Annotated in this window: 6 protein-coding genes and 1 pseudogene; all 7 read left to right on the forward strand. The window is 62.5% G+C overall.

Annotated features, from left to right (window positions below):
- Nucleotides 1-350, forward strand: a pseudogene (locus tag ACSSV3_RS14510) (succinate--CoA ligase subunit alpha); the annotation flags it as partial.
- 2 nt (nucleotides 351-352) lie between these two features.
- Nucleotides 353-1,261 carry an SDR family NAD(P)-dependent oxidoreductase gene (locus ACSSV3_RS14515; protein WP_354327123.1) on the forward strand — a complete coding sequence of 303 codons (909 nt, stop codon included), beginning with the start codon at nucleotides 353-355 and terminating at the stop codon, nucleotides 1,259-1,261.
- A 32-nt stretch (nucleotides 1,262-1,293) separates the two neighbouring features.
- Entirely contained in the window at nucleotides 1,294-2,448 is a 1,155-nt protein-coding gene (locus ACSSV3_RS14520; protein WP_354327121.1) for an acyl-CoA dehydrogenase family protein, read from the forward strand.
- A gap of 7 nt (nucleotides 2,449-2,455) precedes the next feature.
- Nucleotides 2,456-3,658 carry a CoA transferase gene (locus tag ACSSV3_RS14525; protein ID WP_354327120.1) on the forward strand — a complete coding sequence of 401 codons (1,203 nt, stop codon included), beginning with the start codon at nucleotides 2,456-2,458 and terminating at the stop codon, nucleotides 3,656-3,658.
- Nucleotides 3,655-4,866: an acetyl-CoA C-acetyltransferase gene (locus ACSSV3_RS14530; protein ID WP_354327118.1), complete on the forward strand. Its 1,212-nt coding sequence runs from the start codon at nucleotides 3,655-3,657 to the stop codon at nucleotides 4,864-4,866. Before ACSSV3_RS14525 ends, ACSSV3_RS14530 begins: the two co-directional genes overlap by 4 nt.
- Nucleotides 4,863-6,443, forward strand: a complete 1,581-nt coding sequence (locus ACSSV3_RS14535) for an acyl-CoA dehydrogenase family protein (protein WP_354327116.1) — start codon at nucleotides 4,863-4,865, stop codon at nucleotides 6,441-6,443. The genes ACSSV3_RS14530 and ACSSV3_RS14535 overlap by 4 nt, the downstream gene beginning before the upstream one ends.
- A partial coding sequence (locus ACSSV3_RS14540; RefSeq protein ID WP_354327115.1) for an acyl-CoA dehydrogenase family protein occupies nucleotides 6,440-6,741 on the forward strand: 302 nt, incomplete at its 3' end. The genes ACSSV3_RS14535 and ACSSV3_RS14540, both read left to right, overlap by 4 nt.

The raw sequence follows: 6,741 nt of genomic DNA on the forward strand, positions 1-6,741 counted from the left end.
ATCCGGTCAACGGCACCAATTTTATCGACATGCTCGACCTGTTCCTTGACGATCCGGAGACGCAAAGCATCATCATGATCGGCGAAATCGGCGGCTCGGCCGAGGAAGAAGCCGCCGCCTTCATCAAGGCCGAAGCCGCCAAGGGCCGCGCCAAGCCGATGGTCGGCTTCATCGCCGGCCTCACCGCCCCTCCGGGTCGCCGCATGGGCCATGCTGGCGCGATCGTTTCCGGCGGTCAGGGCGGCGCGGAAGACAAGATCGCGGCGATGGAAGATGCGGGCATCCGCGTCAGCCCCTCGCCATCGCTGCTGGGGGAAACACTGGCCGCGATGCTCAAGGAAAACGCCTGATGATGCTGGAAAACAAGGTTGTCGCCATCACCGGCGCGGGGCGCGGCGTTGGCCGTGAAATCGCGTTGCTATGCGCGAGGCAAGGTGCGTCAATCATAGTGAACGACCCTGGCGTCGGCGGCGGCGGCGAAGGGGGTGATGCTGGTCCCGCGCAGCAAACCGTTGACGATATCATCGCCGCCGGCGGCAAAGCGCGCGCCAATCTTGCCTCGGTAGTCGATCCGGTCGGAGCCCAATCAATCGTCGAGGACGCCGTCCAGCATTTCGGACGGATCGATGCTGTGGTCAACAATGCGGGGATTCTGCGCGATGCGATCTGGCACAAGCTGAGCCTCGAGGATTGGCGCGCGGTGATCGACGTGCACCTCAACGGTGCCTTTAATGTTAGCAAGGCGGCGACTCCCTATTTCCGCGAGCAGCAATCGGGCAGCTTCGTCCACTTTACGAGCACGTCCGGCCTGATCGGCAATATCGGGCAGGCGAACTACTCGGCTGCGAAACTCGGCATCGTTGGCCTTTCCCAGTCGATCGCGCTCGATATGGCCCGCGCTGGGGTGCGTTCGAACTGCATCGCGCCCTTCGCATGGAGCCGCATGACCGCCTCGATTCCTGCAGAGACGCCCGAACAGCAGGCGCGGGTGGAACGGCTGAAGACAATGAGTGCCGACAAGATCGCGCCGCTTGTGGTCTATCTCGCCTCCGATGCAAGCCAAGGCGTGACCAACCAGATCTTCGGGGTTCGCAAGAACGAGATCGTGCTGTTCGACAAGCCGCGTCCTGTACGCTCCATGACGAAGACCACCGGATGGACGCCCGAGGCGATCGCCGACGAGCTTATCCCGGCTTTCCGGCCCAGTTTTGCCCGCGCCGACGAAGTCAGTGCGGATGTCTTTCCCTACGACCCGATCTGAGGACCTGCCCCGTGAACAATGGCGTTTCCGGCATGGACGCCGGTGTATTCGACCAATTCATCGAGCAATTGCAACGCTATGTGCGTGAGCGTTTGCTGCCTGCCGAGAAACAGATCATCGAGACGGACCGGATACCCGAGGACATTGTGCGGGAGATGCGGGAAATGGGATTGTTCGGCCTGACCATGCCTGAAGAGTTCGGTGGGGCTGGGATGAACATTCAGCAGTATACGCGCACCATCCGTGAGCTCAGCTACGCGATGCCGTGCTATCGCTCGATCACCTCGATCAACATCGGCATGGTGTGCTCGGCACTAAAAAATGGTGGGACCGAGGAGCAAAAGGCCGAATGGCTGCCGCGCCTGGCTGCTGGCGAGATCGCCTGCTTCGGGCTCACCGAACCTGGCTCGGGTTCCGACTCCGCTGCCATGCAGACCATGGCCGTCAGATCAGGCAATGGCTGGGTTCTGAATGGCACGAAGCGCTACATCACCAATGCTCCCTATGCCGATGTCGCGCTGATCATGGCGCGCACCAGTAAAGAGGCGCTTCCCAAGAACGCGCATGTCAGCGCTTTCCTGGTGCCGATGGACACGCCGGGGATCACCGTTGGCAAGCCCGACAAGAAGATGGGGCAGGCTGGCAGCCACATCGCTGACATCATAATGGACAACGTGCATCTTCCTGCCGACGCCCTGCTGGGCATGCAGGAGGGTAGAGGTTTCGCCACCGCCATGCAGAGCCTCGACAACGGGCGCCTCTCGGTTGGCTCGGCCGCCACCGGCTATGCTTGTCGTGCGCTCGATTCCGCGCTGCGCTACGCCAACGAGCGCAAGGCCTTCGGCGAGCCAATCGCCAATTTTCAACTGATCCAGCAGATGCTCGCCGATAGCGAGATCGAGATTTACGCCGCGGAATGCATGCTTGAAGATGCTGCACGGCGCGCCGACCTTGGTGAGAACGTGCTGCGCAAGGCTGCGGCGGCCAAGGTTTACGCAAGCGAGATGTGCGGGCGTGTCGTCGATCGTGTGGTGCAGATCTATGGCGGCGCTGGCTACCTTGCCGAATATGACGCCGAGCGGTTCTTCCGCGACTCGCGCATCTACCGCATCTACGAGGGCACGACGCAAATCCTCCAGCTCCAGATCGCCAAGCACATGCTGCGCGATTGGGCGCAGCGGGGCTGATCGGCCCATGTACCAGCTCCTGACGGGTCTGTCCGTGATCGAGGCCTCGTCCTTCGTCGCTTCGCCGACCGCCGGGCTTTATTGCGCTCAGTTCGGTGCGGACGTGATCCGCGTCGACCAGATCGGCGGCGGGCCGGACTTCCGGCGCTGGCCGCTCACCTCCGGCAACTCCTCCCTGTATTGGGAGAACCTCAACCGGGCCAAAAAGTCCGTAGCCCTCAACCTCGGACGCCCCGAAGGACGCGAGCTTCTGCAGGATCTGATCCGCGCCACTGGCCAACTCATTACCAATTTCCCGGTGGGCGGGTTTCTCTCGCACGAGACGCTCTGCCAGGGCCGCGGGGATCTCATCACGGTGAGGGTGATGGGCTGGGCCGACGGTGCTCCGGCGCTCGACTACACCGTCAACAACGCGGTCGGCTATCCGACGATGACCGGACCGGGGCCAGAGCCGGTCAACCACGTCCTGCCTGCCTGGGACCTGCTTTCGGGCGCCTATGCCGCGTTTGCCCTTTTGGCGGCTCTTCAGCGCCGCGCCCAGACCGGCGAGGGCAGCGAGGTGCGCATTCCCTTGTCGGATGTCGCGATCGGGACGGTCGCCAATCTCGGCGGCATCGCCGAGGTGCTCTACGAGGGAGACAATCGTCCCCGGCTCGGAAACGCGGTCTACGGCCTGTTCGGGCGCGATTTCGTAACCGCCGATGCTGTCCGGACCATGATCGTTGTCGTCACCCCGCGTCAGTGGGCCAACCTCGTCGCCGCCCTCAGGCTTGAGGAGCAAATCGCCGCCGTTGAGAACGCACGCGACGTATCCTTCGCCAGTAACGACGGCTTGCGGTTCACTCACAGGGACGCGCTCTACCCCATCTTCGAAGCTGCGATCGGCGCCCGCAATCACGCCGATCTTGCCGCCGTTCTTGATGCTGGCGGGATCGTGCACAGCGCCTACCGCACCATGCTCGACGCCGCACACGATCCGCGTCTGGTGGGTGAGAACCCGGTGTTCAGCGCCTTCCGGGACAACCCCTCGGGTTTCGCCTACCCTGCGGCCGGCTCCTTCGGAACCATACCCCAGTTGGAACGCAACGCACCGTTGCCTGCACCGCGCAACGGCCAGCACTCCGAAGAGGTCCTGACCGAGCGCCTCAAGCTATCCTCGGGGGCAATCGCCCGCCTGATCGACACCGGAATTGTAGGAACCGCCCAATGACCTTGCGCCGCGCCGCCATCGTTTCTCCCATCCGGACCGCAGTGGGCAGGTTTGGCGGGAGCCTAGCGCCGCTTACCGCCGGTCAGCTCGGTGCCAAAATCCTCAAGGCCCTGGCGGAGCGCACCAGTATCGATCCGTCGAGGGTAGACGACGTGATCTTCGCACAGGGCTACGGCAATGGCGAAGCTCCGTGCATCGCACACTGGGCATGGTTGCTCGCAGGCCTTCCAGAGGATGTGCCTGGTTACCAGCTCGATCGACGCTGTGGTTCCGGACTGCAGGCGATCGTGAACGCGGCGATGATGGTTCAGACCGGGGTTTCGGATGTCGTAGTTGCTGGCGGTTGCGAGTCCATGTCCAACGTTGAGCATTACAGCACGGATCTGCGTAGCGGAGTTCGTTCGGGCAACGTGACTCTGCACGATCGCCTGACGCGCGGGCGGGTCATGAGTCAGCCAGTCGAGCGGTACGGCATCATCAGCGGTATGATCGAAACCGCCGAGAACCTTGCGAGGGATTGGAACATCGACCGTGAGGCGTGCGACGCCTATGCCGTCCGCAGCCACCAGCGCGCCGCAGCGGCTTGGGCAAACCGTTTATTCGATGACGAATTGGTTCCGGTGGCGGTTCCGCAGAGGAAGGGTGACCCGGTACTTTTCACCCACGACGAAGGCTATCGCGTCGATGCCAGCATGGACACACTGGGCAAGCTGAAGCCACTTGAGGGCGGCGTGGTGACGGCGGGCAATGCAAGCCAGCAGAACGATGCAGCCGCGGCTTGCCTTGTGGTTGCCGAAGACAAGCTGGCGGAACTGGGGCTTGAACCGATCGCCTTCTTCCATTCTTGGGCAGCTGCGGGTTGCGATCCGTCGCGGATGGGGATTGGCCCTGTTCCAGCGACCCAGCGGCTTTTCGCAAAGAACGGATTATCGTGGGCTGACATCGGTCTCATTGAATTGAATGAGGCCTTCGCACCGCAGGTGCTGGCTTGCTTGAAGGCCTGGGGATGGTCCGACGACGACGGCCGCCATGACATGCTCAACGTAAACGGTTCGGGGATCTCGCTTGGCCACCCGATTGGTGCGACGGGAGGCCGCATCCTCGCGAACCTTACCCATGAAATGCATCGACGCGACGTAAGATACGGCCTCGAGACGATGTGCATCGGCGGCGGGCAGGGCATCGCAGCGGTGTTTGAAAAGGCATGAGCGTGAAGTTCGCAAAGGCATTGGATGCTGCGCGAGCATTCCGCAACAGGGCAGGCGCGGCGGCGAGTGCCATCGATCGGACGGACCAGCGCGCGCACCATGGCTTTGCCTGGATCGCGACCAGCGTCGCAGCGCTTGAAGCTGTAATTGATTGGCTTGAGTCCAATGATGGCGGCAGCGAATTGGACCGCGACGTGGCGCTTTTGGCTTTTGCCGAGACGCTGGCCCAGCTGACCGGAGGTCTGCCGATGGCGCAGAACGAGCTCTTGCGCCCCTGTGACTTGGGCTTGGCAGAAGCTGCGCGAGACCTTGCAGCGACCTGTGAAACGATTAACACGAGCCACGCGAAAACCCGCGCCGCGGTCGCTGTCGCGCTGGCCGCTGGCGAATGGCCCAGCGAGGGCTTAGGGGACGTCGAGCTCGACGCGATCAGGGATCAGTTCCGGCGTTTCACCAATGCCGAAGTGCTGCCCCACGCGCACAAGTGGCACCTCGCCAATGCTCTGATTCCGGACAATACTGTGTCGAGGATGGCCGAACTGGGCACCTTCGGGGTGACCATACCCGAGGAATTTGGCGGCTTAGGGCTTGGGAAGCTTGTAATGTGCCTCATCACCGAGGAACTGTCGCGAGGCTGGATCGGAGCCGGATCGCTCGGCACCCGCAGTGAAATCGCCGGCGAACTGATCGCGATGGGCGGAACGTCCGCGCAGCGCGAATACTGGCTGCCGAGGATTGCGAGCGGCGAGGTCCTGCCAACTGCTGTCTTCACCGAACCCGACACTGGTTCCGATCTTGGCTCGCTTCAAACCCGTGCGCGCCGTGTTGGTAAGGGCTGGGCTATTGACGGTGCCAAGACATGGATCACCCATGCGTCTCGCTCCGATCTGATGACCCTGCTATGCCGGACTGATCCAAGCGTGAAGGGCCATGCCGGCCTGTCCATGCTGCTGGTACCCAAGACGCGCGGCACCGAAACAGTTCCATTCCCCGGAGATGGCATAAGCGGCAGCGAGATCGAAGTCCTAGGCTATCGTGGGATGCGTGAATATGCGCTGCAGTTCGATGGGATGTTGGCCCCCGCCGACGCCCTGCTGGGCGGCGAAGAGGGGCAAGGCTTCAAGCAGCTCATGCGAACCTTTGAAGGCGCCCGAATCCAGACTGCGGCGCGCGCTGTCGGCGTTGCCAGGCGGGCGTTGGAATTGGGGCTCGACTATGCTGTCGGACGCAAGCAATTCGGCAAGATGCTGATCCACTTTCCTCGGGTGGCCGACAAGCTGGCAATGAGCCTTGTGGACTTCGTGCTGTCTCGTGAGCTGACCTATGCCGCTGCGCGCGCCAAGGATACCGGCAAGCGCTGCGACATCGAAGCGGGGATGGCCAAGCTGCTGGCTGCCCGCGCTGCCTGGGCTAACGCCGATGCCGCGCTGCAGATCCATGGCGGTAACGGCTATGCGCTCGAGTACGAGATTAGTCGCATCCTGTGTGACGCACGAATCCTGAACATTTTCGAAGGTGCCGGCGAGATCCAGGCACAAGTGATCTCCCGCGGATTACTGGAAGGGCAGAATAGATGACTCAATCAGAAGACCTTGGTGAAATCCGTCGCGCCGTGCGCGGTCTGTGCGAAGGATTTCCCGGTGAATACTGGCGCGCGAAAGATGCGGCGCGCGAATATCCGGCAGAGTTTGTCGATGCGCTGACCAAAGCGGGGTTCCTCGCCGCGCTGATCCCGGCCGAACACGGCGGCAGCGGGTTGAGCCTGGCAGCAGCCTGCGTAATCATGGAGGAAATCCAGGCAAGCGGGTGCAACGGATCATCCGCCCATGCGCAAATGTATATCATGAACACGCTGCTGCGTTACGGCAGCGAGAG

The organism is Porphyrobacter sp. MBR-49 (assembly GCF_053628655.1).

What these genes read in the sequence shown, in the direction of transcription:
- ACSSV3_RS14515 (WP_354327123.1), top strand. Translation starts at nt 353, where the DNA reads ATGCTGGAAAACAAGGTTGTCGCCATCACCGGCGCGGGGCGCGGCGTT.
- ACSSV3_RS14520 (WP_354327121.1), top strand. Translation starts at nt 1,294, where the DNA reads ATGGACGCCGGTGTATTCGACCAATTCATCGAGCAATTGCAACGCTAT.
- ACSSV3_RS14525 (WP_354327120.1), top strand. Translation starts at nt 2,456, where the DNA reads ATGTACCAGCTCCTGACGGGTCTGTCCGTGATCGAGGCCTCGTCCTTC.
- ACSSV3_RS14530 (WP_354327118.1), top strand. Translation starts at nt 3,655, where the DNA reads ATGACCTTGCGCCGCGCCGCCATCGTTTCTCCCATCCGGACCGCAGTG.
- ACSSV3_RS14535 (WP_354327116.1), top strand. Translation starts at nt 4,863, where the DNA reads ATGAGCGTGAAGTTCGCAAAGGCATTGGATGCTGCGCGAGCATTCCGC.